Raw genomic sequence first — 24,860 nt, 5'->3', positions numbered from 1 at the left:
TGCCGGACGGGCTCGGGTCCGACGAACCTGAGCCGCCCGAGCCACCGGCCGGCGGGGTGCTGGAACCGTTCGGATCGGTGGAGCCACCCGAGGGCGGGCTCGGCGGCGGGTCCGCCGGCGGCGGGGTGGTGGAGCCGGTCCCAGTGGTTGGTGGCGTGCCCCAGGAACCAGTTGGCGGGGTCGGCTGCCCGAAGGAGATCGACGGCGGCTGGTCCGGCGTGCGGTGCCGGCCGTCGACCGGCTTGCGGTGCCGGCCGGCGTACGGATCGGGGCGCCGGTCGGCAGCGGGCCCGACCCAGGCGATCGGACGCCACCGGGCAGCGTCGCGCTCGGTGAACCGGTCGGGGAGCCACTGGGGTCCGGCGTCGGCCCGTCGGAGCCCGGCCGTTGGGCCGGGATGGGCGGCTGGTCGCAGGCGTTGGACGGCAGGACCACCGGATACGGCAACGGCCCAGCCGCCGGGTCAAGCGAAGGATCGACAGCGGGGTCAAGCGACGGGTCCAGTGCCGGCGTCAGCGCCGGGTCGGTGGCGGGCCTGGCCAGTTGCGGACTGGCGTTGGTCGTACGGCTGGCGGGCTGGGCGAACGGCACCGGAATGTGGATCTTGATGAAGCCGAGATCGATGTCGAAGCCGTTGTCACCGGGCGGGACGGGGAAGCTCGGCGACGACGGCCAGTCGCCGGTCGGCACTCCACGGCCGGGCACCTGGGCGACCGGCGGCTGGTTGGCCGGGCCACCGGGTGGCACCGGTCCGGCGCCGGGACCGCCGGGCCGCGGACCGATCGGGTTGATGATGACGATGCCGGTCTGGCCACCGGGCACTCCGGGACGGCCCGGCTGGCTGCCGGTGCCACTGGTCCCGCCCGACCCACCTGGGCCGGTGCCGGGCGGCGCGGCTGGCACCGAGTCGCCGCCGGCGGCGCTCACCCACGGGGGTACTGGAGACGAGCGGGAAGTTCAGCTGCGAAGTGCCGAGGCCGATCAGGACGGCGCTCGCGCCGGTCGCGATCGCCGACAGCCCGGCGATGCCCGCGAGCGGCCCACGTCCGGCCAACGGGCCGCGACGGATGGGGCGCGGCGTCAGCCGATCCGCTGTCCCCGCCACGACATCAGCCCCCTCCAGCCGCGTTCAGCTGCCGTGGGAACGGCAGTCGGCGCGCCTTCGCCTGCATACAAAACTGACCGTACGGACTGTTTCGCGAGTCCGGCACCGCGCGAACGATTCGAACGCACCGTCCGATCGGCCGAGGCCACCTCCCCCGGATGATGACGACTTGTCCCTGCACGGGACGTGTTTCCGGTGTCCTCTACCTCACCAGCCGCAGCTCAGTCTGACATGCTGGGAAACAGGGTAAGCGACAAGGCAGTCACGCGTTGTCGCGGCACGGTAACCCCGGTCGCGACACGCCGAAAACGGTGTTCTCACCCCGAGCGCACCGAAGGGTCCGCACCCGCGTACGGCGATCCCGTGCCGGGCGGTTCATGACGAGGAGAAGGCATGTCAGGCATGTCAGGGGGGGGGCGATCCCCGGCTCGTGCAACTGCTCACCCCGGAGGGTGAGCGAGTCGAGCATCCGGACTATCACCTGCAGCTCACCGACCAGGACTATCGCGACCTCTATCGCGATATGGAACTGATCCGCAGGGTCGACTTCGAAGCCACCGCCTTACAGCGGCAGGGCGAGCTGGGCATCTGGGCCTCGCTGCTGGGCCAGGAGGCCGCCCAGATCGGCTCCGGTCGGGCTCTACGGCCGCAGGACATGGCCTTCCCCGACCTACCGCGAGCACGGCGTGGCGTGGTGCCGCGGCGTCGACCCGGTCCGCATCCTCGGTACGTTCCGGGGCAACGACCAGGGCGGCTGGGATCCGGCCGACCACAACTTCCAGCTGTACACGATCGTGATCGGCGCGCAGACCCTGCACGCGACCGGCTATGCGATGGGCATCGCCAAGGACGGCCGGGTGGGCGGTGACGACCCGGCCAAGGACGAGGCCGCGATCGTCTACTTCGGCGACGGCGCCACCAGTCAGGGCGACGTGAACGAGGCCTTCATCTGGTCGAGTGTCTTCACCGCGCCAGTGGTCTTCTTCTGCCAGAACAACCAGTACGCGATCTCCGAGCCGCTGGAGCGCCAGACCCGGGTGCCGCTCTACCAGCGGGCCAGCGGGTTCGGCTTCCCGGGCGTACGGGTGGACGGCAACGACGTGCTCGCCACGTACGCGGTCACCCAGGACGCACTGAACAAGGCCCGCGGTGGCGAGGGACCGAGCCTGATCGAGGCGTACACGTACCGGATGGGCGCTCACACCACCAACGACGACCCGACCAAATACCGGATCGCGAGCGAGGTGGAGTCCTGGAAGCTGAAGGACCCGATCGCCCGGATGAAGTCGTTCCTGATCCGCCAACAGGTCGCCGACAACGACTACTTCGACTCGGTCAAGGCCGACGCCGACGCGCTCGCCGCCAAGCTGCGCGCGGACTGCCTGTCGATGCCAGAGCCGGCGCCGGACAGCATCTTCGACCACGTCTACCCGCACGGTTCGCCGGAGCTGGACGCGCAGCGCGCCACCTTCACCCGCTACCTGGACAGCTTCGCCGACGCACCGGCTGGAGGACACCGATGACCCGCACGATGACGCTGGGGAAAGCGATAAACGCCGGCCTGCGTACGGCCATGGAAGACGACCCGAAGGTCATCCTGATGGGCGAGGACATCGGCCGTCTCGGTGGCGTCTTCCGGGTCACCGACGGTCTGCAGAAGGACTTCGGTGAGGACCGGGTGATCGACACCCCACTGGCCGAGTCCGGGATTATCGGCACCGCCATCGGCCTGGCGCTGCGCGGCTACCGGCCGGTCTGTGAGATCCAGTTCGACGGCTTCGTCTATCCCGCGTACGACCAGATCGTGTCGCAGCTGGCCAAGATGCACTACCGCTCGGCCGGCCGGCTGACCCTGCCGGTCACCATCCGGCTGCCGTTCGGCGGTGGCATTGGAGCGGTGGAACACCACAGCGAGTCCCCGGAGGCGTATTTCGCGCACACCGCGGGCTTGAAGGTGGTCGCCTGTTCGAGCCCGGCCGAGGCCAACGTGATGATTCGGCAGGCCATCGCGTCCGACGACCCGGTGATCTTCCTGGAGCCCAAGCGGCGCTATCACGAGAAGGGCGAAGTCGACCCGGAAATCTCGGTCGAGGGTGCCTTCCCGTTGCACGCGTCCCGGGTGCTGCGTGAGGGCACCGACTGCACGGTTGTCGCGTACGGGCCGATGGTCCGGGTCGCTATGGACGCCGCTGCGGCCGCAGCCAGCGAGAGTGGTCCGTCGCTGGAGGTCATCGACCTGCGGTCGCTGTCGCCGCTGGACATGGACCCGATCTTCACCTCGGTACGCAAAACCGGCCGGATGGTCGTGGTGCACGAGGCTCCCGGCACGCTCGGCCTCGGTTCCGAGCTGGCCGCCCGCGTACAGGAGGAGTGCTTCTACTCGCTGGAAGCGCCGGTCCTGCGAGCCACCGGCTTCGACACCCCGTACCCGCCGGCCCGGGTCGAAGAGCACTACCTGCCCGACCTGGACCGGGTGCTGGATGCCGTCGACCGCTGCTTGGCGCATTGAGGAGCCTGATTTGTCGAGCGTGAAAGAATTCAAGCTTCCCGACCTGGGCGAAGGCCTGACCGAGGGCGAGATCCTGCAGTGGCTGGTCAAGCCCGGCGAGACGATCGTGCTCAACCAGCCGATCGTCGAGGTGGAGACCGCGAAGGCGGCGGTCGAGATCCCGTCGCCGTATGCGGGCGTGGTCGCCGAGGTGATGTTCGAGCCGGGTACGACGGTGGATGTCGGTTCCACGATCATCCGGATCGAGACCGAGCCCGGCACTGCGTCGGCCGAGGTGTCGGCCGCGCGCGACGGCCGCACCGACGGCCGCTCCGGCCGCGAAGAACGGTGACGACCCGGACGAGGGCAAAACCGCTCTGCTGGTCGGCTATGGGCCGAAGGCGGTCAGCGCCAGCCGCCGGCCGCGCAAGCAAGCGGCACCGCAGGTGCCGGTGGACGGGCCGGAGCTGCCGCTGCTCCCCACCATTCCGGACTCGGTCGCCAAGCCTGTTCGGCACGGCGGGCTGGAGGTCGGCCGGGCCTTCGAACGAGCCGCCGCGGCCGCGAGCGCGCCGGTACGAGCCAAGCCGCCCGTACGACGGCTCGCCCGTGACCTCGGCGTCGACCTCGCCACTATCCGGGCCACCGGACCGCACGGCACGGTGACCAGGGACGACGTACAACGGGCCGCCGAGGTCGCCACCGAGCCGGTTCCCGTACCAGCGCCACCAGCGGCCGTACGGGTCGCGGTCGGGCCGCGGGAGGAGCGGCGGCCAGTCAAGGGCGTCCGTAAGTTGACCGCGGAGGCGATGGTCAGCAGCGCGTTCACCGCCCCACACGTCACCGAGTTCATGGCGGTCGACGTGACCCGCACGATGGAGCTGGTCGAGCGGCTGAAGAAGGCGCGCGAGTTCGACGGGCTGCGGGTCAGCCCGCTGCTGGTGGTCGCCAGGGCGGTGCTCGCGGCGATCCGCCGGCATCCGGACGTCAATGGCGTGTTCGACGCGGCCGCCGGCGAGATCGTCATCAAGCACTACGTGAACCTCGGGATCGCGGCGGCTACTCCGCGCGGGCTGATCGTGCCGAACGTCAAGGACGCCGACGCGATGACACTGCCCGAGCTGTGCGCGGCGCTGAACAGGCTGGTCGCGGTCGCCAAGGAAGGCCGGACACCCGCCGGCGGAGATGGCCGGTGGGTCGATCACGATCAGCAATGTCGGCGTGTTCGGCGTGGACGCTGGTACGCCGATCATCAACCCGGGCGAGGCGGCGATCCTCGCGATCGGCGCGGTCAAGCTGATGCCGTGGGTGCACGACGGCGAGGTGAAGGCGCGGCAGGTCATGCAGCTGTCGCTGTCCTTCGACCACCGGATGATCGACGGCGAGCTCGGGTCGCTCTTCCTGGCCGACATCGCCCGTGTCCTGGACGACCCGCAGACGCTCCTGCTCTGGAGCTAGTGTCCTGCCCGTACGTCCGCAACGCCTCGTTGCTTGTGCTAGCCGCAAGCACCGGGGCGTTGCGTGCTTCAGGAGGACAGATGGTGAACAGATCGTGGGTGAGTGAGCGTACTCACCTTCGAATCGCTGGAAATCTAGGCGGATGAGCGGTGTAATTAGCGGGTAGCCAAAGACGCCTACGAGAGGGTTACACCGTGGAGAGAGCATCGTTCGTAAGTACCGCCGCCAGAACCGGGCTGTCGCCCGTCGCAACCGCGCGATCAACAGCGCCATCGCCTCGGCCACCTCGCCCTCGATGCGCGAGGAACTACTGGCGATCGCCAACCGCGACTTCTCATAAGACCGGGCGTTCCGTCTGTCCCCCGATCGGCGGGACGCCCTCCAGATCGGTGTCATGTACAGCCACCGATCGCACGCGCACCGGCATCTGCCGCCGGTGCGCGTTTCTTTTTGTGATGACCCGGCAGTAGGGACATCGCCAACCGGCCGAGGGCCTGCTTGGGTGACTCGATACCGTTGCCCGTAAGGGCTTGGCCATCATGCCGGTGGACCCGCCCACAGCAGGGAGGAGTCGAGGTGCCCGACGCAGGCGACACCGAATCGCGGCCGTCGGCCGGGACCCCGTCCCGGCCCGGTGATGCGGGCTCGTCGCCGGCCGAGAGCTGGCCGGTGGCGCCGGCCACCGACGCCGCCGCGGCCGAGGGGTCCTTGGGGGAGGCCGACGAGGGCGAGACCCAGGCGATCGACCCGGCACTGCTTCGGGTGGCCCGCAGCGAAGCGGCCCGGGCAGCGGCCAACACCCAAGTCTCTGAGGTTGGTCGTACGCGCGCTGAGCCCGTCGATCCGGCGCGTACGAGCGCTGAACCCACGGCGTTGTCGGAGCCTGCGAGTACGACCAGTGAGCCTGATGGCACGGCTGCCGTGGCGCCGCTAGGGCTGGACAAACCGCCGGCCGGGGCCACTGGCCTGGAGCCGACCGAAAAGCCCGCAGCATCAGCCTCGGCGGCGACGGCCGGTGAAATGCCCACAGCGGAGGCCAAGCCCAAGCGGCTCGGCCCCAAACCGCCGGAATTGCGTGGCAGCCGGGTGCCGGAGCCGAATCTGCCTCCCAACGCCTTGCCGCCTGGTCCGATGCCACCGAGCACCATGCCGCAGACCACGATGTTGCCGCAGCGTGGTGGCTACCGCCCGGCCCCCGGACCGCCGCCTGGTCGTCCGATGCCGCCACCGCCGATGCCCCCGCCTCCGATGCCTGGTGCCCAACCGCCGCACGGCCAGTTACCGTCTGGGCCGGTCCCCCCAGGTCCGATGCCGCCGCCGATGCCCGGCGGTCCCGTACCAGCCGGTCCGCCGCCGTCGCCCTGGGCGCGTCCCGGCGGCCAGGCCGGCCCGCTGACCAAGGCCGGACCGGGGATGGCACCGCACGGCGGCATGTCGCATCCCGGCACCGGGATGACCGGCCAGCAGCCGGCCATCCCAGCGTCCGCCGCCCCCAGCCCGTACTCAGCCGGCGGATACGCAGTGGCTCCCCCGGGCCCTGTCCCACCCGGCATGCCGATGCCCGCTCCGCCGCGGCGAAAGTCCGGGAAACTCTGGTGGATCATCGCGATCGTCGCGGTCGTGCTGGTGGTGCTCGGCGCCTGCGGCGTCGGAGCCGCTTTCCTGATCATTCCGGACATGGCGACCCCACTGATCGAAAAAGGCGACTGCGTCCGGCGTACCGCCAACAGCACCCTGATGCTGGCCCAGTGCAATGCGTCTGGTGCCCTGAAGGTGGAGGACCGTCTGGAGGACACCACCGACTCGGCCAAGTGCCCGAAGGCGACCACGGTCACCGTCTTCACCCACCGCGAAGACGGGGGAACAACTACGTCCTCTGTCTCGGCAAGCCGTAGTTTGCGTCCAGGGTTTGCGAGGGGCTTTGTCCAAGACTGTACGCATGAATGTGATCAGGTCTGTGGCGGAGCAGGTGGCCGCGTTGCCGCACGAAGGTGTGGTGAAGGTCGGCGTCGATGGTGTCGACGGCGCCGGCAAGACAGTCTTCGCCGGAGAACTCGCGGACGCGATTTCCGGGCGGCCGGTCATCCGGGCCGGTGTGGACGGTTTTCACCAACCGCGTTCCGTTCGGTACCGGCGTGGACGGACCAGCCCGGAGGGCTATTTCCGCGATTCGTACGACTATCCGGCTTTGCACGCGGCACTGCTTGATCCGCTGTCCACTGGCGGCGGCGCCCGGAAATATCGACGTGCCATGTTCGACCACGTCGCGGACCGACCTGTCGAGGTACCGGTGGAACAGGCGGCCCCGGACGCTGTGTTGGTGTTCGACGGCATTTTCCTGCATCGCCCGGAACTGGCCGGATACTGGGATTACAGCATCTTCCTCGACGTCCAGTTCGCGGCTTCTTTCGCCCGGATGGCCGGCAGGGACGGCTCGAACCCCCATCCGGACGCCCCCGCCAACCAGCGCTACGTCCGTGGCCAGATGCTCTATCTGGCCACCTGCCGCCCAGCCACTCTCGCGTCCATCGTCATCGACAACAGCGATCTTGATTGTCCGCGTGTTGTCCGGTGTCAGACGTAGAAATAGGGGTCGAGCACGCGCACCTCGGTGATCCGATCGACCGGAATTCCGTTATTGTCGGCCGCTGCTCGGATCGCCTCCGGCGATGGCGCGTCGTAAATACAGAAAGTCGTGGTTTTGTCGGTGGTAACGTACGAATGCACCCAGGTGACATCCTGCTTCGTATTGGTGTCCACGATAGTCCGGCAGGCCTTGGCGCCGTCCGCGGTCATTGGGATGGCGAGGCCGTCCTGGAATGTGCGCTCAACGAGATAACGAGGCATTGTCTTCTCCCTGTATGGACGTGAGCCCGTCGCCCAGGTGGGCGGCGGCTCCTTCTTCCTGCGGTCGGTAAGAAGCGCGTGACACAGGTGTGCCATTGCCTGTTCGGGAAGGCAGCCCTGCCTGAAGCTCCACAAAGGCGACCGTGTCGTGAAGATTTGCCCGGATTTCCAGCGCAGGTCTGCGAATCGCTTGTATTCCTCGGCCGCCCAGCATCCCAGTGCGGCGCGAAACTGTCGTACCGACCCCGAAAAATCGCCCCCACCCAGTGACGGGTGGGGGGTGGGTTTGAGGACCGATGTTCAACTAAAAATTAAGGTCCGCCTCTCGACCCACCCCCCGCCCGTTCAAAGGGAGGGGGAAAAAAAAAAAACAGACACGTACGACAGTTTCGCGCCGCACCCACCCGTACGAAGGGACAAAAAAAACTCGGGCCCCGAGTCCGCAGCGGTGTGCGGGACTCGGGGCCTGAGAGGGAGACGTGATCTAGTGCCGGACGACGGCGCCGGTCTTGGGGTCGAGGATCAGTGGTCGGGTGTTCGGCCACTGGTAGAAGTTGAACATTCCGCCCCAGTTCGCGGCGAGGCTGGTGGCCTTGGCGTCGTAGGAGCCGCCGCCGACGCGGCCGACGTTCCAGTTGTCCTCGACGAACTTCAGGATCGAGGTCTGGTCGGTGAGCCGGTGGTCAACCGCGTTCGTACGGCTGTAGGGCGAGATCACCAGGAGCGGGGTGCGGGGGCCGTAGCCGCAGCGGTCCTGCTGGTCGTTGCCGACCGGCTTGCCCTGGCAGGCGGCCTGGTCCAGGTTCGGGTCCTTGGAGCCGTTCACCAGCGGCGGGGTGACGTGGTCGTACCAACCGTCGGAGTCGTCGTACGCGCGACGACGACGGCGGTGGACTTCCAGTCCGGGGACTTCTGCAGCTGGTTGATCTCCCGTACGACGAAGGCCTGCTCGTCCAGCGGGTCGGAGTAGCCGGCGTGGCCGTCCTGGTATTCGCCGGCCTTCAGGAAGCTCACGGCCGGCAGGTGGCGGGACGCGACAGCCTGGTCGAAGTCGCTCAGGTCGTACTGGTGGTTCGCCTGGTCGGTGCTGCCGATCGCGGCCACCGACGACGGCGGCAGGTGCTGGGGATTCGAGGTCGACTGGTAGTACTGGAACGGCTCGTGGTGCGCGCTGTAGTCGACGACGGAGTTGCCGCCAACGTTGGTGTGGGTGGCGCCGCACACTGAGTAGCCGTTGGCGGTGCCGGTTGGCCGGAAGCCGCCCTGGAACCAGCCCCAGCTGACCTTCTTCTTGTTCAGCAGGTCGCCGACGTTCGGACCGGTCATCACGCCCAGCGCGTTCTTGCTGGTGTGGTTGCTGTCCGAGCAGTTGTCGAAGGCCGGCCGGTCGGGGTCGTTGGTCATGGTGCCGACGCCGTTCGCGTCCGGCGACTGCACCGTGTACGCGTCGCTGACCTTCGCGCCAGTCACCGAGTCCACCGCGTAGATGCCGTGGGTCTGACCGGAGATCAGGTTCACCGCGCCGGGCGAGGACGGGCCGTAGACGCTGTTGAACGAGTTGTCGCTCATCGCATAGTTCTGCGCGTAGTTCCACAGACCGGTGACGGTGTTGCCGTCGTAGTAGTCCATCACCAGGCCCGGCTCACCGAACAGGATCGGCTGGCCGGTGCACTTGTCGGTCTCGGTGTGCTGGACGAACTGGTCGGCCTTGCCGCCGTTGTACGCCTGCTGCTCGTTCTTGTAGTTGTGGTTCTGGTCGCAGGTCATCGCCTGCGACGGCGACAGCCGTTTTTGGGTTGTAGAGGTTCGGGTTGTGGTTGAGCAGCGAACTGCTCAGCCCGTTGACCCGCGGGGTGTCCCACTTGGCGCGGAACGGCGTGCCGTTTTCGTTGGTGGCGTGCGGGTACGTGCCGAAGTAGTGGTCGAACGAGATGTTCTCGTCGAAGATCACCACCACGTGCTTGATAGGCGTCGCGGTCCGCGTCTGGCTGGCCAGCTGTGCCTGGGTGACCGAGCTGCCGGTCACCTGCGCATAGGCCGCCCCGCCGGTGGCCGCGAGCAGCAGCGCCGAGGCGCCGGCCACCGCGATCGCCACCGGGTGGCGTTTTCGTAGCACCTGCATTTTCTTGATCATGTGCGGATTTACCCCTCTGATCGGACCGAGAACATGCTCCGCCCCAGGTAGTCGGTGCTGTCCCGTACGCCTGGCAGCACATAGAAATAGCCGCCGCCGTACGGGGAGATGTAGTCGACCAGCGGCTCGTCGGCGAGCCTGGTCTGTACGGCCTCGAACTGCCGCACCAGATCTTGCTGATAGCAGATGAAAAGCAGCCCCATGTCCAGGTTGCCCACGGAGTCGACACCGTTGTCGTAGTTGTACGGCCGGCGCAGCATGCGGCTGGCGTCGGTTTGCGGGGTCCGCGGATTGGCCCGCCGGATGTGGCTGGTCAGCGGGATCGCCGAGCCGATCGGGTCGGCGGCGAAATTCGGGTTGTCGAGTTCGTGGTTGCCGTCCAGCGGCGCGCCGGTGTCCCGGCGCCGACCGAACATGTTCTCCTGCTCGGAAATCGCCACCCGGTCCCAGAATTCCACCAACATCCGGATCAGCCGGACGACCTGGTAGCTGCCGCCGCTGACCCAGGCTGGCTCGGTGGCGGTTTTTCCGACCCAGACAAGCTTTTTCATCAGCGAAATGTCAGCGGTGCTCGGATTGGCTGTGCCGTCCTTGAAACCCATCAGGTTCCGCGGTGAGCCATCCGGCCGAGATGGTGACATGAATCCGTCGGCGCGCCAGCGGATCTGCATTCCGCCGCGAGTGTGCCGGGCAAGGTCACGCAGGGCGTGTACGACCGTGTCGGCATTGTCGGCGCAGAGCTGGACGGAAATGTCCGTGGCACAGGGCTGGGGTCAGATCGTCGTTGGGAAACATCGTCATCGGCTTCAGTCGAGCCGGTTTCTGGGCGGCGAGACCGTAGCGCTGGTCGAAAAGGGACGACCCGACGCCGACGGTGACGGTCAGCCGGTCCGGCAGTACGTCCGGTCCGAGCACGCCGGAGTCGTTCGGTGGAGCCGAAATCCCGGCGTCGAAGGGCGTTCCGCCGGTGGTCAGGAAACGCGCCCGCTCGGTGATTGTCTTGAAAAGCTCGACCAGGTCGTCTCGACTGTCCACAGTGGAGTCAAAGGAGACGATCGCGCCTTGGCGCTGTTGCGAGGTGACGATGCCGGCCTGGGTGACGCCGTGGAAAGGCACTGACGCGAGGCCGGCTGGCTCAGCGGCCGGTGCGGTCGTACGACTGCCGAAGCCGGCATCCAGTCCGACCGCGGCACCCGCCGCGGCGGCGAGGCCGGCGCCGCCGCGCACACCGGCGATCAGCCGCCGGCGGGGAATCTGTGGGCCGCTCATGAGGTCCTCCGCGAGTCGCAGATGACCGCGATCGGGGCCAGCCGCTCCAGGGCGTCGCCGAGAGCGCCGTTGACGGCCTCCCGCTGTGCCGTGGAGAGGTCGTTGACCGACTTCCATGCCGCTCCCGTACGACCGGCATCCAGCGCCTTCTGCAGCCGGTTAAGGGACGCGTCCAGGGCCGGCAGGTCGGCGTACCGGCCCTGCAGCACCGGCCGCAGCACGCCGAGCACCATCCGGGTGCCGTCCAGGTCGGCGGCCGCGCTGGCCAGCATGCTGGCACTGCCCTCGTCGGTCTTGCCGGTCAGCTCGAACCGCAGCGCGTCCTCCAGGATTTCGTGCGTACGCAGCCCGAGGTCGCGCGGATCGACCTGTGCGTCGGCGAACTGGGACTGCAGGCTCTGGGTGTCCTTCAGCAGCTGGTCGGCGAACGGGGCCAGCGAGGCCATCGGCGCGTTGTGCCACAGCCCGTACTCGATCCGGTGGAAACGGTGAAGCCCGCGTCCGCCACCCCGCCGGCCAGTCCGGCCGTGGTGCCGTTTATCGAGCCGTCCAGGTCACCGAAGGCGTCGTACGCGGCGCCGAGGCGCTGGTACGCGAGGTGGGCCGTCAGCCACCAGGCCTGCGCCGCGTTCCGGTCGCCACTGGCCACCGCCTGTTTGAGGGCGCCAGTATTCTGTACGAGCGTGCCGATGCCGGCCAGGACGAGCCGTTGGTAGTCGCGTACGGGACCGACCAGGTCGTTCTGGGTGACCGGCTTGACGCCCACGCTCGCGGCCTTCGCGGCGCCGGCGATCCTGACTGTCGGGCCGGTGATCGGGTCGTTGTCCTCGACGACACAGCGCAGCGCGTACGCGCCGGCCGGCAGCGACACCCGCAGCGGCCGGGTGGTCGCCGGTCCGAGGCCCTCGGCCTCGGCATAGATCGCGCCGTTGGCGGTGTCCACGATGTCCGCTTCGGCGCTCAGGCTGTCGACGTTGTGTACGGTAGAGTGTCTGGTCGCCGGCTTGCGGAGCGTTCCAGCCCTGCCCGCAGCCGCTCCGGGAGACCGTCAGCACGTTCGAAGGTTGCGCCGGGCCGGACGCGACCGCGCGGGCGACCAGGAAGGCAGCCACGAACACCACCAGGGCGGCCAGCAACGCTACCGGCCAGCCCCAGCGGCGGGCGGTCAGAGCGAACACCGGGTTGGGCAGCGCGCCACCGACGGAACCTCCACGACTTCTTTACCTTTTCATGACGTAAGATTTACCACGATTCGCGTTCCGTCGGATATCTTGACTGGCCGTCGGGTCCGAGGCAAGACACAGGCAGATACACGCGAAGTGAACAGTGCCGAAAGAAAGCAAATAATTCGAGGAGCTAATAGGGGCAAATGTCCCGAGCGTTGTATTTCTGGCGGGAGTGCCTGTCGCGACCACTCTCATTCGCGACTGACTTCGGGCTGGGTGAGCCGAGCTACCGACTGAGCTGTGCGGTCTGCTCGTCGTCGTAATGTTCCCGAGATGCGAGGATGCGGTCGAAATTGGTCTGTGACCAGGTGCTGAGCGCTGTCAAGTATGCGGCGACCTCGGTGCCCATGTCGGTGAGGGCGTACTCGACAGTCGGTGGCGTGGTCGGGTGCACCGTCCGGCTGACGAGTCCGTCCCGTTCCAGCTGACGCAGATTCTGGGTCAGCATCTTCTGGCTGATGCCGTCCACCGCGCGACGCAACTCGCCGAACCGGTGCGAATGACGGGCGAGCGCCCCCAGCATCAACGCCGTCCATTTGTTGGCCACCAGGTCCAGGACGTCACGGCAGGGACAGTTTCGCAGGTAGACGTTCCACGGCCCGCCCTGCTCAACGGTGGTTTCCATCAGGTACCTACTTTACCGAGAAGTGCCTTCTAGCCAAGAGTGACTACCTCTGGCCAGCATAGAGACCTCAGGATGACGGAAGAAGGAGCTTTTGATGCGTATCGTGACTCAGCAGGTCCTCGGTGGACCGGAGGTGCTGCAGGTCAGCGAAGCAGCGCGCCCGGAACCTGGGCCTACCGAGGTCCTGGTGCGGGTGGTGGCCGCTGGAATCAATCCGGTGGACTGGAAAGTACGGGCCGGTGGCGGGTTCCTCGGCACGCCACCGTTCACGGTGGGCTGGGATGTCGCCGGCGTGGTTGAGGAAACCGGGTTCGGTGCCAGCGGGGTCGGCAAAGGTGACGAAGTCCTCGGCATGCCCTGGTTTCCGCGACCGGCCAATGCCTACGCCGAGTACGTCACCGCCCCTTCTCGCCATTTCGTCCGCAAACCGGCAGAACTGTCACACGTCGAAGCAGCCGCACTTCCGCTGGCCGGGCTTACGGCATGGCAGGGGCTGGTCGACATCGGCGCGGTTCAGAGCGAGCAGCGGGTGTTCATCGACGCCGCCGCGGGTGGAGTCGGACACCTCGCGGTGCAGATCGCCAAGGCTCGGGGCGCGTACGTCATCGGCACGGCGAGCGCCGGCAAGCACGTTTCCTCCGCGAACTCGGCGTCGACGAGCCGATCGACTATCACGACAAGACCGCCACAACATCCGACGTAGATGTCTTTTTCGGCTTGGTTGGTGAAGAAAGCGACTTGCGCTGGCTGTCGGCAATCAAGGAAGGCGGTCTGCTGATTGGCGTACCCGGCGGCGTTGCTGAACGCGTTGAAACCGCTGCCGCCGTGCGGGGTGTGCGGACGACGAACATTCTGGTCGAGCCCGACCGCGTCGGTCTCCTCGGCCTTGTCGAGCTTGTCGAGGCGAAGCAGCTGCGGGTGCAAGTCGAGCAGACTTTCCCGCTGGATGACGTTGCCAAGGCCCACGAACTCGGCGAATCCGGGCGGGTCAGTGGCAAGCTCGTCCTGACAATCTGACGCGGACGGGGAAACCCGCCGGCAAGCCGTTGGTCAAAGTCAGCCCTTGAGGCCTGAGGTCTTGATCGACTCCACCAGCCGGCGCTGCAGGAAGAAGAACAGGATCATGGTCGGGCAGCGCGGTCAGCGTCGAGCCGGCCAGCAGGTACGACCAGTTGGCGCCGCCGCCGACGGTGACCTGGTCCTGGAGCAGCTGCAACCCGACCTGCACGGTGAAGTACTTGTCGTCGGCGAGCACGATCAGCGGCCATACGAAGGCGTTCCAGTTGGCCAGGAAGAAGAACACCGTGAGCGCCGCGAGGATGGGCCGGGACAGCGGCAGGATCATGTTCCAGTACACCCGCCAGTAGCCGCAGCCGTCCACGATCGCGGCTTCTTCCAGCTCCTTCGGGATGGTGATGTAGTACTGCCGGAGCAGGAAGATACCGAAGGCGTTGAACAGCGCCGGCACGATCAGGCCGGCGTAGTTGTTCAACATGTGCAGCTCTCGTACGACCACGAACAGCGGCACCAGAATGACCGGCGCGGTCACCAGAAGGGTCGCGAAGACCAGCATGAAGACCGTGTCCCGGCCGCGGAATCGGAGCCTGGCGAGCGCGTACGCGGCCATCGAGTGGAAGAACAGCGCGACCACGGTGACAATCGCCGAGACGAAGAAGCTGTTCAGCAGATAACGCAGGAACGGCACCTGGGTGAAGATGAAGACGAAGTTGTCCAGGGTCGGGTGGGACGGCCAGAAAGCGCCGGTGCTGGCCTCGGTCTGGGTCTTGAACCCGCCGGTGAACAGCCACAGCAACGGGAAAAGCGCGAAGACGGCGACCGCGATCGCGGCGACCAACTGGAACATGGTGGCCGGCCGCATCCGCCGCCGGGCCGGCACGATTCGCTCAGTCGCCATAGCTGAAACGCCCTCCCCGGGTGGTCACGAAGATGGCCGTCGAACAGGCCAGCATGATCAGCACCAGGAAAGTGCCGATAGCGGCCGCGTAGCCGTATTCGCCGTACTGGAAAGCCTGTTGGTAGATATAGAAGATCAGCACGTTCGTGCTGTTCGCCGGGCCACCTTTGGTGAGTACGTAGATCATGTCGAAAGCGCCGGTGAGGGCGGCCACCGTGGAAGTCAGGAGTACGAAGAAACTGGTCGGCTTCAGCAGTGGCCAGGTGATGTGCCGGAAATTCGCCCACGCGCTCGCGCCGTCGATTCGGGCCGCTTCGTAGAACTCGGTGGGAATGTCCTGCAGGCCGCCGAGCAGGATGACCATGTAGTAACCCATCTGCACCCAGATGGTGACCACCACCGCGGTGCCCAGGGCCAGCTGTGGGTTGCCCAGCCAGGACTGCGGCGGGATACCGACCCAGCCGAGCACCTGGTTCACCACGCCGACCTGGTCGTCGAGCATGAAACGCCAGATCAGTGCCACTACGACAATGCTGATCGAGAACGGCAGGAAATAGGCCGTCCGGAAGAAGCCTACGCCGGGCAGTTTCTGTCGAACCAACAACGCCAACAGCAGGCTGGCGACGAAGCCGCCAGGGACCAGGCAGACCACGTAGATGAGGGTCGTACGCAGGCTCGAGTAGAACACCGGGTCGGCGAAAATCCGTTGGTAGTTGGCGAAACCGATGAACGTGTACTGGCCGAAGCCGCTGACCTGGAAAAGGCTCAGGACGAACGACAGCACCATCGGCAGTCCGATGAAGATGGTCAGGCCGATGACATCCGGGGCCAGGAAAAGCGCGGCGGCCCAGCCTTCGCGCTGCCGCCGGTTGAGCTTCGGGCTTTTGGCCGCGGTCGCGGGCAGCTCGCTGGACGCCGTCTTGGAGGCTGTTCTGGCCGAGGTAGGTGCGGTCACAGGATTTTCGCCCCCTCATAGGACTTCAGGTAAGCGTCGATGGACGCGCCGGCGATTTCGGCTTCGTCGGCCGCTTTGTGGCCAGCCAGCATGGTGTTCTGGATCGCGTCGGAGATCGCCTTGTAGATGACCGGTGGATAGCGCGGTTCACCGCGCGTACCAGGATAGATGTCGTCCTTGAACTGTTTCATGATCGGCGTGCTGTAGCCGCCTCGGGCGGTGCCCAGGTCCAGCGCCGACTTTCGCGGCGAGATATCGCTTTTGGCCACCGTGCACCAGTCCGCGACGCGCTTGACCGAGGCCGGGTCCATCGAGCCGACCGCCTCCACGCAGAACTTCGCGGCGGCCTCCGGATTGCGGCCGTTCTTGTTGGCCACGAAGGCCCATCCGCCGGCGATGGTGGCGTACCGGCCACCCGACGGGGTCGGCAACCGGAAGATGCCGTATCTCGTTTTGGGTAGCCGCAAGCGAAAGTCCGCGACATTCCAGATACCGCTCTGCCACATCGCGGCCTGGCCCTTGTCGAGCGCTGCTGGCAGGTCGCCGGCGGCCGGGTTGGTACGCGGCGACACTCCCTTGACGACACCGTCCTGGAACAGCTGCAGGGCCTGGATCGCCCCTTTGGTGTCGAAAGCCGACTTCCCGTCGCCGCCGACCGCGTCCGCGCCGCCCTGCCACATCCACGGATACCAGGTGAAGTTCTGGAAATAACCCTGGCCCGGCTCGAAAACCAGCCCGGCTCGATCCTTGGTTTCCAGTTTCGCGGCCAACTCCAGCATCGCGTCCCAGGTCTTCGGGATGTCCCCTTCGGAGAGGTGGGCGTCCTCCCAGACCTTTTCGCTGTAATAGATGGCCAACGGTTCCTGTTCCATCGGCAGCGCGTAAAACATGGCCGTCGACCGTACGAGTGTCCAGCGCTCCGGGCAGGAAGTCGGCGATCGCTTCCTTGGTCATGTACGGCGTGAGGTCCTGCAACACGCCACCGTTGTAGTAGCGCAGGAAATCGCCGGGGCTCATCAGGAAGATGTCCGGCCCGCTGCCGGCCGCGAACGAGGTCTGCACCTTGTTCGTACCGGTGTAGTTCGGGATGAAAATCGGCTTGACCTGCTGTTTGTTCTTCTTGTTCCAGTCCGCGATGAACGTGTCGAACCAGCCGCCCTGGGCGATGGACGTGGGCGTACGCAACGGGTTCGGCGTGTAGAAGTTCCAGAACTCCAGCGGTTCGGAGCTGCCCGCGGTCGTCGTACGCCCGCAGCCGGCCAGCGCCGCAGCGCCGGCCGTCGCTGCGGCGGCCGTGCCGATTCCCGCCTTCAGCAGGGTGCGGCGGGAGATGCCGTTGGCCATGTGGCCTCCAGAAATGCTAGATGACCTCAATGTGGTCACGGTGCGGGGTAGCCGGGTTGGCGCCGGCCGGCTCCGCCTGATACCAGAACGCGGTGGAGGCGATGTCGTCCTGCAGCGGCAGGTATTTGCCACTCGGGCCGCGCCAGCCCAACGCCTGGATGGTCACCTTGATGTCCTGCGCGAACCGGATCGGGTCCGGAACATGCCAGCGATACATGCCAAAACGCTGTTGGCTCTGATAGAGCCCGTCCGGCTTGATGACCTGGTTCAGCCCGAGGAACGGTGTGGTGAAAACCTGGTAGCCGATTTCCGGGAGCTCGAAATCCCAGGCACCGCCGAAGTAGTCCTCGGTGCCGGTGCCGCAGATGGTCGGGAATTCCTGGTCGCCGTCCAGGTAGAACTTGATCTCGCCCTCGCCCCACCAGCCGTTGTTGTTGACGCCCCAGGCAAGGTACGTCCCGACGTAATGCCCGGCACCTTGGACGCCTTCCAGGATGGTGTGCACTTCGCCGTACGGCAGCGGATTGTTCCGCCGCCACTGGGCGTGGAAATAGCTGGCCTGCTCCGGCACCTCGGTTTCGCTGTAATCGACCTGGTAATAAAGCACCACCTCGTCGTCGCCGACGTTTTCCAGGGTGATCTTGGCGGCCGTCCGGAACGGCATTTCCCAGTAGCTGTTGAAACCGCCGTTCGGGTTGACCGCGATCGGCAGCGAGCTGACCTGGCTGAACTCGCTCCAGCCGTTGCAGAAGAAATCACCCAGTGGCACCTCCACCGCGGGGGTGGCCTCGCCGTCCCAGTAAAACCGCAGAATCGTGCGCCGCCACGCCTTGTAGTGGGTGGTGAGCCACATGTGCTGGATAACGCCCGGACCGGTGATGTCGGCGATGGTGTACGTCTGGCCGGCGGCGATCTTCACGCTCGGCGAGACTTTCCAGCCGCGGCCAAGGTCGGAGGCCGCGTGCGAGCCGGTGCCCTCGGTCGCCATCGCGCCGCGGCCCTTTTCGCCGGTGACGTTCTCGGCGCTGATGGAGCGGGTTCGCGCGGTCGTACGCACCGACAGCTGGCCCAGACCTCCGCCCACGAAACCTGATGTCACGGTCATCCCTTTGTTAACCCGGAGTAAGTAAACCAACGTGAGTAAACGATTTCTCGTGACCCTAGGTCCGCCATGTGACCTACGTCAAGGACTCCCGTCCCAGGCCTCCCGTTATGGCCGGAATGCGGGCCGCAACCGGTCTCCCAGCTTGCGAAACCCGGTCACCCGGTGAGCCCGTACACACGCTGCGCGGTGCCGGCCCGGACCGTGTGTTGTTCGGTTGGCGAGAGGTCTTTGATCAGGTCGTCAGCGGTGGCCAGCACGCGTTCGTACGAGCCGGCCAGCGTGCACACCGGCCAGTCCGAGCCGGCCCATCAGCCGGTCCGGCCCGAAGGCGGCCAGCACCACGTCCGCGTACGGGCGCAGGTCGTCGAGCGTCCAGCGGGCCCAGTCGGCCTCGGTGACCAGCCCGGAGAGCTTGGAGGTGATGTTGGGCCGGCGGGCCAGATCGCGGATGAGCGAAGCCCACGGCTCGATCTCGCCAGTCGCTACCGGTGGCTTCGAACAGTGATCCAGGACGAACCGCACGTCCTCCAGCGCCGTCACCGTCTCGGTGGCGGCCGCCAGCTGCGAAGGCAACGTCAGCAGCTCGTACGCGAGCCCCGCCGCGCCCACCGCGCGCAGGCCCCGGCGTACGTCCTCACGGCAGAGCCACCGGGGGTCGGGCTCGCCCTGCACCTGATGCCGGATCCCCTTGAGGAACTCCCCGCCAGGCAGCTCCCGCAGCTCCGCCAGCCGCTCGGCCACACCGTCCGCGGTGAGGTCCACCCATCCCACCACTGCCGCTAGCAGCAGCGCCTCCTCGGCGGCGATCGCCAACAGCTCAGGTGTCTCTTCCGCCACCGACACGGTCTGGACGACCACCGTCGCATCGACGCCGGCCTTCGCGGCCAGCGGCTTCAGGTCCTGAATCCCGAAACTCCGCCGGATCGGTGCCATCGCCGCGCCGGTGATCCACTCCTGATCCCGTACGTCCAGATCCCACAGATGATGATGCGCGTCGACCACCATCTCAGTTCTGCGACTTCCCACTGGTGAGGCGGGTCAGGATCAGGGCGACCAGGATGATCGCGCCGTTGATGGCCGGATTCCACAGCGGATCGACGCCGGCCAGCAGCAGGATGTTCTGGATCAGTCCGAGGACGATGACCCCACACAGGGCGCCGAACAGGGTGCCCCGCCCACCGTTGAGGCTGATGCCACCGATCACCGCCGCGGCGAACACCGTGAAGATCATCCCGTTGCCCTGGCTGGCGGCCACCGACCCGAGCCGGCCGGCCATCATCACGCCAGCGAGGGCGGGCCAGAAACCACCTATCGCATAGACGCCCCATACTGTGCGGCCGGTACGAATGCCCGCTGCGCGGGCCGCGTCGACGTTGCCGCCGATCGCGTACAGCGCCCGTCCGGCACGGAAATACCGCAGTGTGACGATGCCAATCGCGTACGCCGCGATGCAGACCAGGATGGAGACTGGAATGCCGAACCAGCTCGCCGAGCCCAGGTAAGAAAAAGACGCCGGTTCCTGGAAAAGGCTCTTGCCGGCGCTTGTACCGGTCTGCAGACCGCGCAGCACGATCAGCATGCCGAGCGTGACAATGAACGCGTTCAGCCCGAAACGGACCACCAGGGTTCCGTTGAAGACGCCGATCAGAATGCCGACGCCCAGGCAGATTGGGACCGCCCAGACCGTCGGCAAGCCAAAATACATCGGTACGAGCAGGCCGAGTGCGGGTGCCAGACCAATGGTGGATTCCAGCGAGAGGTCGAAACGGCCGGTGATGAGGATGCACGCCTCGGCCAGGGAGAGCAGCGAAAGCTCGCTCTGTTGCTGAAGGACGTTCATCAGGTTCTCGACACTGAGGAACGTGTCCGGCGCGATGATGAAGCCGACGATCATCAGCACGACGATGACTGGGATCATCGCCATCTCGCGTAACCGGTTGACCCAGATGATCGCGTTGGCGCGACGGGCTATCGGCACCTCATTACTAACGGTCGTCACGCGTACCTTCCATTCCGGCCACGAGGTCGGCGTCCTGCCAGCCCTTGCTCTGTTCCGCGGTCAGCCGGCCGGCGAACATCACCAGCACTCGGTCGCAGCCGCGCAGGTCGTCCAGCTCGTCGGAGACGATCAAAGCGCCCGCGCCGGCCGCGGCCGCGGCGTCAATGGCGGCCAGAAGTGTTTCCTTGGCGCGAATATCCACCCCGGCGGTGGGGCCGATGAGGACCAGGGCGCAGGGTTCACTGGCCAGTGCTCGGGCCATCACGACTTTTTGTTGGTTGCCGCCGGAAAGGCCGTAGAGCGGGGTAGTGATCGACGGCGTCTTGATGTCCAGCGTTCGTACGGCTTCGTTCGCCAGCGCCGCTTTTCGGCGCGGGGAAAGGAAACCGGCCCGGCCGAGCCGCCGGGGCACGGTCATGGTGGCGTTTTCGGCCATCGACAGCTCCGGTACGAAACCGGTGGCGCGGCGATCCTGCGGTACGAAGCCGATGCCGGCCTTCAGCGCGTCCGGCACGCTGCCCGCTCGTACGCGCTGGCCGGCGGCCTCCACGACACCGGACGTGGGCGATCGCATGCCGGCCAGGGTCTCCGCGAGCGCCACCGCGCCGCTGCTGGCCGAGCCGGCGACTCCCACGATTTCCCCTGGGGCGACCGAAAACGACACCGATTCGTACGAGCCGGCCAGTGTCAGCTCGCGTACGGCCAGCGCTGGCGGGCCGGATTTGCGGGTACGGCTGGAAGTCTCGCCCAGCAGGTGGCTGGCGGCCGCCTCCGGGCCGGTCATGGCGGCGACCAGCGCGTCGGTGTCCAGCTCGTCGACCGGCGCGGTGATGATGTGCCGGGCGTCGCGAAGCACGGTGACCCGTTGGCAGAGCTGGTAAATCTCCTCCAGGTGATGCGAGATGTAGCAGAAGGTCACGCCGCGCTCCTGCAGCGCCCGCACTTTGCGGAACAGTCGGGCGATCCCGCCGGCGTCCAGCTGCGCGGTCGGCTCGTCCATGACGACAAACCGGGCGCCGTGGCTGAGCGCCCGGGCGACCTCCACCATCTGCCGCTGCTCGACGGTCAGGTCCCCCGCCAGCTGCTCGGGGTTCACGTCCACCTCGTACGACTCAAGCAGCTCAGCGGCCCGTCTGCGCAGTCCTGGCCAGGAAATCGGGCCGCGCTCGCTTTGCCGGTTGAGAAACAGGTTTTCGGCCACGCTGAGCGTTTTGATGATGGTCGAGTGTTGGTAAACACAGGCCACTCGCTGCCGCCAGCCATCTCGATCCGAGATCGCCGGCGCGGCTTCTCCGTTGAAAAGCACGGTTCCGGAGTCCGCGCCGGTCAGGCCGGTCAGCAGCGACACCAAAGTGGACTTGCCGGCGCCGTTGCGGCCGACCAGCGCGTGGGTCTCGCCGGGCACGATCGACAGCGACACGTCGTCCAGAGCGACCGTCGTACCGAAGCGTTTGGTGACTCCGCGCGCCTGCGCGATCGGGGTTACTGGTTCGCCCACAGGCTCTTGTCCGTCGAGGCGATCGTCTGGTACGAGCCAATTTTCTGCGGAGTCAGGGTGACCAGTGGTGCTGGCAACTGGTCCTCCAAACCGTTCGGCAGCTGGATGATCGTGCTGCCGTGATCGGTCGGACCGGGCTTGAAGGTCCTGCCGGCCAGTGCCGCCTTCGCGTAATAGAGGCCGTAATACGCGTACGTGTCAGCTGGCTGCGACACTGTCGCGTCGATGTCCCCGCTGGCGATGCCGCTCAGCTCCTGCTTGATGCCGTCATTCGACACGATCTGGATATATGCCGGGAGTGCGCCTTCTTCAGCAGACCTTTCTGTTTGAGCAGCGCGATCGTGGGCGCCAGGAACACGCCACCGGCCTGCATGTAGATGCCCTGGATGTTGTTGTTGGTCTGGCTCAGCACGGTCTGCAGGCCCGCCGAGGCCTTGTCCGCCAGCCACTGGGTGGGCACCTCGTGCACCACGATCTTCGGGTAGTTCTGCTTCATGCAGGTGGCGAAGGCTTCGGACCGGTCGCGGCCGTTGATGGACGCGAGGTCGCCCTGGAATTCCACCACGTTTCCGGCGCCGTGCAGGGTTTCGCCAAGGTACGTGCAGGCTTTCTGGCCGTACGCCTTGTTGTCGGCCCGTACGACCATGAAAACCTTGCCAGCGTCTGGCCGGGTGTCCACCGACACCACCGGGATCTTCTTGGTGTCCAGACTGTCCAAAGTGGACTTGATGGCACCGGTGTCCTGTGGCGCCATCACGATCGCCTTGGCGCCCCGGGTCACCAGCGACTGGACGTTCGCGACCAGCTTGCCGATGTCGTTCCCGGAGTTGGTCGGCGGCAGCAGTGAGACGCCGAGGCCGGCTGCCTTCTGCGGCACGAAACTGTTGTAGGAGTTCCAGAAGTCCGAGTCCGAGCGCGGAAAATCGATCCCCACCTTCGCGCCCGCGATGCTGCCGGAGCCGCTGCCGCAGCCGGTCAACAGGCCGGCGCAGGCCACCGCCGCGACGGCGAGAAGGGCGGTAAAGCGTGATCGGTGCATACGAAACCTCGCCAGCTGACCGAAGATCCTATAGGGTGTTTCATCTTCTGGGTCGCGGGCGTGCCTGTCAAGTGAGCGCTCCGGGTTTGTACGCGCTGTCGAGCAATCCAGCATGGACCAGCTCGTCCCACAGCGCGGCCGGCACGTCCCGTTCGAACATGTCGACACCGTCGGCGACCTCGTCGGCACTGCGAGCGCCCAGCAGGACGGTCGCGACCGCCGGATGGGAGGCGGCGAAGGCCAGCGCGGCCGCCTTCAGGGCACCCCGTGCCGCTCGCAGACCTCCTGCATCCGCAGCGCCCTGTCCACCACTGGCCGCGGCGCAACGCCGTAGTCGTACCGCGCCTGTGCCTGCGGATCAGCCAGTACGCCGGAGTTGAAAACACCGCCGATGACCACGCTGACGCCTCGCTCGACGCACGCCGGCAGCAGGTCCGCGGCGCCGCTCTGGTCCAGCAGCGTCCAGCGGCCGGCCAGCAGGACCGCGTCGATGTCGGTTTCCCGGACGAACCTGGTCGGGATCCGCGACTGATTCATGCCGACCCCGATCGCACCGACCACGCCCTGCTCCCGGAGTTCGTGCAGGCGCCCGTACGCGGTGTCCAGGGCGGCCTCTTCGTGGTCGTCCGGGTCGTGGATATACGCGATGTCGACGCGGTCCAGCCCGAGTCTGTCCAGGCTGGCCTCCAAAGATCGGGAAATTCCGGCGGCGCTGAAGTCGAAGACCAGGTCGGCCGGTTCGCCGTCGGCGAAGATGCCGGTCGGTCCGCCTGGCCGCGGGTGCACGAGCCGGCCGACCTTGGTGGACAGCACGTACGAGTCACGGTCCCGGCCAGCGAGCGCACGGCCCAACCGTCGCTCCGACACCCCGTGCCCGTACCCGTACTGCGGCGGCGTGGTGTCGAGATAGCCGATGCCCGAGGACAACGCGGTGGCGATGGTGGCCTGCGCGCCGGACTCGGCGACATGCTGGAAAAGTCCGCCGAGCGCCGCACAGCCCAGCCCCAGCCTGGTGACAGATACTGTGCTGTGGCCCAGAACGCGGCGCTGTTCGGCGAGATGCGTCATGCTGATCTCATTTCCTACATCGAATAGGCTATAAGTCTCGGCACCGGCTCCGGCTGGTGCCAGCGACCGAGAAGGGGGCCGGCTGACATGACATCCGTACCGGCGGACCGCGCGAGCGTACGGCTCCCGCAGCGAAACGTGCTTTCCGACGACGTCTATGAATCCGTGAAAGTGAAAGCGTTGATCATGGACCATATCGTCGAGCCTGGCGCGCGGATGTCCATCGACGGGCTGGCTCGCGACCTGCAGGTGTCGCCGACGCCGCTGCGGGAGGCGCTGGCCCGGCTGGAGTCGGACGGCCTGGTGGTGAAGCAGCCGCTGCGTGGCTATCGGGCCACTCCGTTGCTGACCACCCAGGAGCTGACCGCCTTGTACGACTTCCGGCTGCTGATCGAGCCGTGGGCCGCCGCGCATGCGGCCGAGCGGGTGAACGACGCCGGCGTCGCCGCGTTGGAAGCCGAGATGGACAGCGGCGCGGACGTGCCGGAAAGCGGCGAATACGACACTTTCAAGTCGCTGACCATGCATGACTCTCGTTTCCACGACCTGGTTGCCCAACTGTCGGGCAACGAACCGCTTCGGCTGGCGCTGGAGCGTACCCACTGTCACCTGCACACCTTCCGGCTCTACTACTCCAGCGGCATCGGGTCGCAGGCGGTGGCCGAGCACCGTGCAGTGGTGAAGGCGATTGTCGGCGGCCGGCCGGAAGCGGCCGAGAAGGCCATGCGCCGACACCTGGAAAAGGCGTTGCGCAGGCTGGTTGTCGCCACCAGCACCGACTGACA

Annotated in this window: 25 protein-coding genes and 5 pseudogenes; 10 read left to right on the top strand and 20 right to left on the bottom strand. The window is 66.8% G+C overall.

Annotation, left to right across the window (positions count from 1 at the left end):
- Window positions 1-223 precede the first annotated feature (223 nt).
- The 7 genes and pseudogenes from GNX96_RS09625 to GNX96_RS09600 all read left to right on the top strand — a co-directional run bounded on the left by GNX96_RS09625 (window position 224) and on the right by GNX96_RS09600 (window position 7,635).
- Window positions 224-1,267 (top strand): hypothetical protein, encoded by a 1,044-nt coding sequence (locus GNX96_RS09625; RefSeq protein WP_163567801.1) that lies wholly within the window; start codon window positions 224-226, stop codon window positions 1,265-1,267.
- Between the two features lie 268 nt (window positions 1,268-1,535).
- Window positions 1,536-2,628, top strand: a pseudogene (gene pdhA / locus GNX96_RS09620) (pyruvate dehydrogenase (acetyl-transferring) E1 component subunit alpha).
- Window positions 2,625-3,614, top strand: a complete 990-nt coding sequence (locus GNX96_RS09615) for an alpha-ketoacid dehydrogenase subunit beta (protein WP_163567800.1) — start codon at window positions 2,625-2,627, stop codon at window positions 3,612-3,614. Before pdhA ends, GNX96_RS09615 begins: the two are co-directional and overlap by 4 nt.
- The gene (locus tag GNX96_RS62990; RefSeq protein ID WP_390623959.1) at window positions 3,586-3,945 is read left to right on the top strand and encodes a biotin/lipoyl-containing protein; all 360 of its coding nucleotides are present in this window, start codon (window positions 3,586-3,588) and stop codon (window positions 3,943-3,945) included. Before GNX96_RS09615 ends, GNX96_RS62990 begins: the two co-directional genes overlap by 29 nt.
- Window positions 3,833-5,197 (top strand): 2-oxo acid dehydrogenase subunit E2, encoded by a 1,365-nt coding sequence (locus tag GNX96_RS67120; protein WP_452124466.1) that lies wholly within the window; start codon window positions 3,833-3,835, stop codon window positions 5,195-5,197. Before GNX96_RS62990 ends, GNX96_RS67120 begins: the two co-directional genes overlap by 113 nt.
- An 874-nt stretch (window positions 5,198-6,071) precedes the next feature.
- Window positions 6,072-6,857, top strand: a pseudogene (locus GNX96_RS67115) (hypothetical protein); the annotation flags it as partial.
- A gap of 139 nt (window positions 6,858-6,996) precedes the next feature.
- The gene (locus GNX96_RS09600; protein WP_279579889.1) at window positions 6,997-7,635 is read left to right on the top strand and encodes a nucleoside/nucleotide kinase family protein; all 639 of its coding nucleotides are present in this window, start codon (window positions 6,997-6,999) and stop codon (window positions 7,633-7,635) included.
- Here GNX96_RS09600 and GNX96_RS09595 read toward each other — a convergent pair.
- The 8 genes and pseudogenes from GNX96_RS09595 to GNX96_RS09570 all read right to left on the bottom strand — a co-directional run bounded on the left by GNX96_RS09595 (window position 7,626) and on the right by GNX96_RS09570 (window position 13,152).
- On the bottom strand, window positions 7,626-7,898 hold the full coding sequence (locus GNX96_RS09595) for a DUF4242 domain-containing protein (RefSeq protein ID WP_163567797.1): 273 nt from the start codon (window positions 7,896-7,898) through the stop codon (window positions 7,626-7,628). The genes GNX96_RS09600 and GNX96_RS09595 overlap by 10 nt on opposite strands.
- Before the next feature lie 484 nt (window positions 7,899-8,382).
- A complete protein-coding gene (locus tag GNX96_RS50425; RefSeq protein ID WP_279579888.1) occupies window positions 8,383-8,724 on the bottom strand; it encodes an alkaline phosphatase family protein in 342 nt (113 codons plus the stop codon).
- Window positions 8,721-9,665, bottom strand: coding sequence for a phospholipase C (locus tag GNX96_RS50420; protein WP_279579887.1), 945 nt, complete (start codon window positions 9,663-9,665; stop codon window positions 8,721-8,723). The genes GNX96_RS50425 and GNX96_RS50420 overlap by 4 nt, the downstream gene beginning before the upstream one ends.
- A 52-nt stretch (window positions 9,666-9,717) precedes the next feature.
- Window positions 9,718-10,020: pseudogene (locus tag GNX96_RS50415) on the bottom strand (alkaline phosphatase family protein); the annotation flags it as partial.
- 20 nt (window positions 10,021-10,040) lie between these two features.
- A pseudogene (efeB, locus tag GNX96_RS09585) lies at window positions 10,041-11,301 on the bottom strand (iron uptake transporter deferrochelatase/peroxidase subunit).
- Window positions 11,298-11,747 (bottom strand): EfeM/EfeO family lipoprotein, encoded by a 450-nt coding sequence (locus GNX96_RS09580; RefSeq protein ID WP_163567796.1) that lies wholly within the window; start codon window positions 11,745-11,747, stop codon window positions 11,298-11,300. The pseudogene efeB and the gene GNX96_RS09580 overlap by 4 nt, the downstream one beginning before the upstream one ends.
- Window positions 11,711-12,244 carry an imelysin family protein gene (locus GNX96_RS09575; RefSeq protein WP_163567795.1) on the bottom strand — a complete coding sequence of 178 codons (534 nt, stop codon included), beginning with the start codon at window positions 12,242-12,244 and terminating at the stop codon, window positions 11,711-11,713. Before GNX96_RS09575 ends, GNX96_RS09580 begins: the two co-directional genes overlap by 37 nt.
- A gap of 509 nt (window positions 12,245-12,753) precedes the next feature.
- The gene (locus GNX96_RS09570; RefSeq protein ID WP_163567794.1) at window positions 12,754-13,152 is read right to left on the bottom strand and encodes a winged helix-turn-helix transcriptional regulator; all 399 of its coding nucleotides are present in this window, start codon (window positions 13,150-13,152) and stop codon (window positions 12,754-12,756) included.
- A 94-nt stretch (window positions 13,153-13,246) separates the two neighbouring features.
- Here GNX96_RS09570 and GNX96_RS09565 point away from each other — a divergent pair, with 94 nt between their 5' ends.
- Window positions 13,247-13,855 (top strand): NADP-dependent oxidoreductase, encoded by a 609-nt coding sequence (locus tag GNX96_RS09565; protein ID WP_313885615.1) that lies wholly within the window; start codon window positions 13,247-13,249, stop codon window positions 13,853-13,855.
- Window positions 13,816-14,169, top strand: coding sequence for a zinc-binding dehydrogenase (locus tag GNX96_RS60955; RefSeq protein ID WP_313885620.1), 354 nt, complete (start codon window positions 13,816-13,818; stop codon window positions 14,167-14,169). The genes GNX96_RS09565 and GNX96_RS60955 overlap by 40 nt, the downstream gene beginning before the upstream one ends.
- Here the strand turns inward: GNX96_RS60955 and GNX96_RS09560 are convergent.
- The 12 genes and pseudogenes from GNX96_RS09560 to GNX96_RS09520 all read right to left on the bottom strand — a co-directional run bounded on the left by GNX96_RS09560 (window position 14,141) and on the right by GNX96_RS09520 (window position 24,075).
- Window positions 14,141-15,067: a carbohydrate ABC transporter permease gene (locus GNX96_RS09560; RefSeq protein WP_279579886.1), complete on the bottom strand. Its 927-nt coding sequence runs from the start codon at window positions 15,065-15,067 to the stop codon at window positions 14,141-14,143. The two genes, GNX96_RS60955 and GNX96_RS09560, sit on opposite strands and share 29 nt — an antisense overlap.
- Entirely contained in the window at window positions 15,057-16,022 is a 966-nt protein-coding gene (locus GNX96_RS09555; RefSeq protein WP_279579885.1) for a carbohydrate ABC transporter permease, read from the bottom strand. Before GNX96_RS09555 ends, GNX96_RS09560 begins: the two co-directional genes overlap by 11 nt.
- Window positions 16,019-16,912, bottom strand: coding sequence for an extracellular solute-binding protein (locus GNX96_RS09550; protein ID WP_279579884.1), 894 nt, complete (start codon window positions 16,910-16,912; stop codon window positions 16,019-16,021). Before GNX96_RS09550 ends, GNX96_RS09555 begins: the two co-directional genes overlap by 4 nt.
- Window positions 16,913-16,988: 76 nt before the next feature.
- Window positions 16,989-17,159, bottom strand: a pseudogene (locus GNX96_RS62975) (extracellular solute-binding protein); the annotation flags it as partial.
- Between the two features lie 223 nt (window positions 17,160-17,382).
- A complete protein-coding gene (locus GNX96_RS09545) occupies window positions 17,383-18,471 on the bottom strand; it encodes a glycoside hydrolase family 172 protein (RefSeq protein ID WP_163567793.1) in 1,089 nt (362 codons plus the stop codon).
- Window positions 18,472-18,626: 155 nt separating this feature from the next.
- A complete protein-coding gene (locus tag GNX96_RS50410; RefSeq protein WP_279579883.1) occupies window positions 18,627-18,728 on the bottom strand; it encodes a hypothetical protein in 102 nt (33 codons plus the stop codon).
- On the bottom strand, window positions 18,712-19,476 hold the full coding sequence (locus tag GNX96_RS09540) for an amidohydrolase family protein (protein WP_279579882.1): 765 nt from the start codon (window positions 19,474-19,476) through the stop codon (window positions 18,712-18,714). Before GNX96_RS09540 ends, GNX96_RS50410 begins: the two co-directional genes overlap by 17 nt.
- A gap of 1 nt (window position 19,477) precedes the next feature.
- Window positions 19,478-20,470 carry an ABC transporter permease gene (locus GNX96_RS09535; RefSeq protein ID WP_279579881.1) on the bottom strand — a complete coding sequence of 331 codons (993 nt, stop codon included), beginning with the start codon at window positions 20,468-20,470 and terminating at the stop codon, window positions 19,478-19,480.
- The gene (locus tag GNX96_RS09530; protein WP_163567792.1) at window positions 20,457-21,968 is read right to left on the bottom strand and encodes a sugar ABC transporter ATP-binding protein; all 1,512 of its coding nucleotides are present in this window, start codon (window positions 21,966-21,968) and stop codon (window positions 20,457-20,459) included. Before GNX96_RS09530 ends, GNX96_RS09535 begins: the two co-directional genes overlap by 14 nt.
- Entirely contained in the window at window positions 21,953-22,246 is a 294-nt protein-coding gene (locus GNX96_RS50405) for a hypothetical protein (protein ID WP_279579880.1), read from the bottom strand. Before GNX96_RS50405 ends, GNX96_RS09530 begins: the two co-directional genes overlap by 16 nt.
- Window positions 22,216-23,007: a sugar ABC transporter substrate-binding protein gene (locus tag GNX96_RS09525; RefSeq protein ID WP_279579879.1), complete on the bottom strand. Its 792-nt coding sequence runs from the start codon at window positions 23,005-23,007 to the stop codon at window positions 22,216-22,218. The genes GNX96_RS50405 and GNX96_RS09525 overlap by 31 nt, the downstream gene beginning before the upstream one ends.
- A gap of 255 nt (window positions 23,008-23,262) precedes the next feature.
- Window positions 23,263-24,075 carry an aldo/keto reductase gene (locus tag GNX96_RS09520; RefSeq protein ID WP_279579878.1) on the bottom strand — a complete coding sequence of 271 codons (813 nt, stop codon included), beginning with the start codon at window positions 24,073-24,075 and terminating at the stop codon, window positions 23,263-23,265.
- Between the two features lie 87 nt (window positions 24,076-24,162).
- Here GNX96_RS09520 and GNX96_RS09515 point away from each other — a divergent pair, with 87 nt between their 5' ends.
- Window positions 24,163-24,858: a GntR family transcriptional regulator gene (locus GNX96_RS09515; RefSeq protein ID WP_163567791.1), complete on the top strand. Its 696-nt coding sequence runs from the start codon at window positions 24,163-24,165 to the stop codon at window positions 24,856-24,858.
- Window positions 24,859-24,860: the final 2 nt, after the last annotated feature.

The sequence above is a fragment of the Fodinicola feengrottensis genome, from assembly GCF_010993775.1.
Taxonomy (GTDB): domain Bacteria; phylum Actinomycetota; class Actinomycetes; order Mycobacteriales; family HKI-0501; genus Fodinicola; species Fodinicola feengrottensis.
This window is presented reverse-complemented; position numbering and strand designations above follow the sequence as displayed.